The sequence below is a fragment of the Gordonia aquimaris genome (assembly GCF_026262595.1).
Lineage (GTDB): Bacteria > Actinomycetota > Actinomycetes > Mycobacteriales > Mycobacteriaceae > Gordonia > Gordonia tangerina.
In genome coordinates, this window is sequence record NZ_JAPKFM010000088.1 from 1 (window position 1) to 383 (window position 383).

At 66.8% G+C, this 383-nt stretch carries 1 protein-coding gene; it reads right to left on the reverse strand.

Annotated features, from left to right (window positions below; genetic code table 11):
- Positions 1–77: 77 nt before the first annotated feature.
- Positions 78–383, reverse strand: a 306-nt coding sequence (locus tag OSB52_RS24705) for an HNH endonuclease (protein ID WP_266063973.1), incomplete at its 5' end; no start/stop codon positions are given.

Here is a 383-nt window from a genome sequence, read left to right on the forward strand (position 1 = left end):
CTAGCTGATCGAGTAGCCGCCGAGCCGCTGGGCGAGGTGGCGTATCGAGATCTGTGGGGCGGCTACTGCTGTGACGCTCAGGCAGCGGCAGACAGGTTGTCGAGGTTGAGGGTCCGCCGGTTGTGGGCGGGGAGTGGTGTGCGGGTGGGGTCGACGGCGGTGGGTGGGATGAGCCAGGGGTGGCGGTCGGTGCCGAGGAACACGTCCCAGCCGTTGTGGTGGATGTCGGTGTGGCAGGCGGGGCAGAGTAGGCAGCTGTTGTCGAGGCTGGTGTCGCCGCCGTCGATCCAGTGGGTCAGGTGGTGGGCTTGGGTGCGGTTGGCGGGTGCGCCGCATTTGATGCAGCATTCGTCTCGGACGTGCAACGCTTTTCGGATGTGTGG